The organism is Rhodococcus sp. MS13 (assembly GCF_013277835.1).
GTDB lineage: Bacteria > Actinomycetota > Actinomycetes > Mycobacteriales > Mycobacteriaceae > Rhodococcus_F > Rhodococcus_F erythropolis.
Genome location: NZ_VBTL01000018.1, coordinates 1 through 3,217 on the forward strand (window position 1 = coordinate 1; position 3,217 = coordinate 3,217).

The following is a 3,217-nucleotide window of genomic DNA, read 5'->3' on the forward strand; positions in this document are numbered from 1 at the left end:
CCACGATTGGACGCCACCGCAGGCCGCGGACGATCAGCCGGCAAATCCAACTGATCCGGCAACCCCGCCAACGCCGACTCCCAGAACCCGATCTGACGCGAAATCAACGACCCCGCATCATCTTCCGAACCAAGAGTCTCCCGCTGCCACAACGCGTAATCCGCATACTGCACCGCCAACGGCGCCCACCCCGGAACCTCACCCCGAGAACGAGCCTCGTACGCCACCATCACATCACGCGTCAACGGCCCCATCGACACACCATCACCACTGATGTGATGAACCACCAACGCCAACACGAACTCCGACTCCGACACCGCGAACAACCGCGCCCGAACCGGAACCTCCACCGCCACATCGAAACCGGTCGACAAAAACTCCGTCACCGCACCAACGACATCGGACTCCGACACCGCCACCGGCGACAAATCCAACCGCACCCGATCCGCCGACAACACCTCCTGGAAGCCGACACCGTCGACCTCCGGATACACCGTCCGCAAAATCTCATGCCGCGCAACAACATCCGACACAGCAGCCTGCAGAGCCGCCACATCCAACAACCCCGACAACCGAATCGCCACCGGAATATTGTCAACATTGGATCCTGGGTCGAATCGGTTCAAGAACCACATCCGCTGCTGCGCCAACGACAACGGCACCCGCTCCGGACGCACCCGAGCAGTCAACGCCGCCCGCGCACCCGAACCAACCTCCGACTCCACCCGAGCAGCCAACAACTCCACCGACGACGCCTCGAACAACACCCGCACCGGAACCTGCGCATCCAACGCCTGCCCCAACCGCGCCGCCACCCGAGTAGCAATCAAAGAATTACCACCCAAAGCAAAGAAATCGTCATCCAACCCGACACGCTCGACCCCGAGAACATCCCCGAACACCGACGCGACGATCTCCTCCACCGCCGTCACCGGAGCCCGGAACACCGCAACCTCGAACACCGGCTCCGGCAACAACTTCCGATCCAACTTCCCCGACGCATTCAGCGGCAACGCATCCAACACCATGATCAACGACGGAACCATGTACGACGGCAACACCGCACGCAGCGAATCCGTAAGCGCCACAACATCAACCACCGCACCCGACGCCGGCACCACATACCCAACCAAGCTGTCACCCGACTTGGCCGAAACAACAGTCACTGCAGATGCGGATACCGATGCATCAGCCACCAAAGCCGACTCGATCTCCCCCAACTCGATCCGCTGACCACGCAACTTCACCTGGAAATCGCTACGACCGATGTACTCCAACTCCCCCGACGCATCCCACCGCACCAAATCGCCCGTGCGATACATCCGACCGCCCCCACTGCCATCGGCAAACGGGTTCGCAACAAACCGATCCGACGACATTGCGGCCCGCCCGATATACCCGCGCGCCAACTGAATGCCCGATAGATAAAGCTCGCCGACAACACCCCTTGAAACCGGGTGCAGCCTGGAATCCAGGACTAACAGCCCTGTATTCCACACAGCAGAACCAATCGGGATCGACACGGTCTCGTCCGATGTGACTGCATGGAAGGTCACATCAATTGCAGCCTCGGCAGGACCGTACAAATTCTCCAAGCATGCTGATGGCATCACTCCGAAAACTTCCGCGGCAGTGCCAACTTTCAAGGCCTCGCCACCGGAAAACACCAGCCTCAAGGAAGGAATATTGCTGGCACATTCGGCTGAAATGAATAGGGCCATCATTGCAGGCACGAAGTGCGCGACCGTGACCGCATGCTCCCGGATCAACTTCGCTATGTACTGAGGGTCACGATGGCCATCCGGTTCGGCGATCACCATGCGCGCGCCTACTTGGCACGGCCAGAACAACTCCCAAAGTGAAACGTCAAATGTGGACGGAGTCTTGACCAGCACCACGTCCGACGGGTCCAAATTGTATCGATCCTGGCGCCAAAGCATCTGGTTTACTACGGCGATATGCGATACCAGGACGCCTTTCGGCGTCCCGGTAGAACCGGAAGTGAAAATCACGTACGCAGGGTGACCTCCCCGAAGAGCAGACAGTCGCTCTGAATCGGTGATCGGATCAGTCGAATACGTATGCAGGTCAAGACTGTCAACATCAACCCAGGAAGTCGGCAACTTCGCGTCGAGTCGACCATCAACCGTAAAGTCACGCGAGTACAAGACAACGGCCGGCGCCGCCGTTCGCAAAACATAAGAGACGCGTTCAGTCGGATGCGATGGGTCCAGGGGTACATATCCGCCACCTGCACGAATCACCGCATGGGCTGCGATCACCCAAGATATAGACCGCTCCATGAGCACGCCGACCAGAACCTCAGGTCCAACACCTTGCGAAATCAGATGTCGGGCCAATCGATTGACGCGCGAATCGAATTCGCCATAGGTCAAGCTTTCGTCACCGTAAATCAGCGCAACATCCATCGCGCGCTGAGCCGTACCGACGACATCCACCAATCGCGTCGCGGGCAGTTCCCGACGATTGGCGCGCGATCTGTTGTAGATCTCAATTCGTTCAACACCATCAAGAAGATCGACTTCTCCCACCAGCGCCGATGAATCGTCGAGAACTGTGCGCAGGATGCGTTCGAATCGGGTTGCCATCGAGGCCACCGTCGACTCGTCGAACAGATCCGTCGCGTACGTGAACGTCGCCGCCATCCCGGCCGGGGCACCGGACTCGTCGAACTGCTCGACCATGGTCAACTGCAGATCGAACTTCGCCGCCACCGCGCCGGTATCGATTCCCCCAACCGTCAGATCGCCAAGTCGAAGCACCGACTGCTCCATGTTCTGGAACGACAGCATCACCTGGAACAACGGATTACGAGCCTGCGACCGCGCCGGATTAAGCACCTCCACCAACCGCTCGAACGGCACATCCGCATGCGCAAACGCACCCAGATCACCCTCACGAACCCGATCCAACAACCCCGAGAACGACTCCGAAGAATCCACCTCCGTCCGCAACACCAACGTATTGACGAACATCCCGATCAAATCATCGAGAACCTGCTCACCACGACCCGCCACCGGAGTACCGATCGCAATATCGGACGTCCCCGACAACCGCGACAACAACACCGCCAACGCCGCATGCACCACCATGAACAACGACGAATTCGACTCACGCGCAGCGTCACTCAACGACACATGCACATCACGATCAATCACGAACGAATACGCAGCACCACGATTGGACGCCACCGCAG

At 59.1% G+C, this 3,217-nt stretch carries 1 protein-coding gene; it reads right to left on the reverse strand.

Annotated features, from left to right (window positions below; translation table 11 throughout):
• The coding region (locus FEZ59_RS29650; protein WP_346343262.1) for an amino acid adenylation domain-containing protein at positions 1-3,179 on the reverse strand (3,179 nt) is incomplete at its 3' end.
• Positions 3,180-3,217 lie beyond the last annotated feature (38 nt).